1 protein-coding gene is annotated in these 255 nt (G+C 48.2%); it reads right to left on the bottom strand.

The annotated features are described in order from the left end of the window. Positions 1–149, bottom strand: a 149-nt coding sequence (locus R0J87_RS22495; RefSeq protein ID WP_498889103.1) for an NTP transferase domain-containing protein, incomplete at its 3' end; no start/stop codon positions are given. Positions 150–255: the final 106 nt, after the last annotated feature.

The raw sequence follows: 255 nt of genomic DNA, 5'->3' as shown, positions 1-255 counted from the left end.
AGATGAATATTCGCGGCACCCAAATCACTGCAGGTATCGATTACGTGGTTTACCATCGGCTTACCTGCCAGCGTATGAAGAACTTTCGGCAGAGCAGAATACATGCGGGTACCTTTACCCGCGGCCAGGATCACAGCGCTGAAGCTCATGAATCAGTGTCCCTTCTTGTCAATGTGGTAGATATCTGGATGCATTGTATCGGCTCGCTGCGTCCGATATAAGTCTTTGTCGATCATTATTGACACAGCATACACT

Origin of the sequence: Halomonas sp. SIMBA_159, assembly GCF_046536035.1 — a bacterium.
Taxonomy (GTDB): domain Bacteria; phylum Pseudomonadota; class Gammaproteobacteria; order Pseudomonadales; family Halomonadaceae; genus Vreelandella; species Vreelandella venusta_A.
This window is presented reverse-complemented; position numbering and strand designations above follow the sequence as displayed.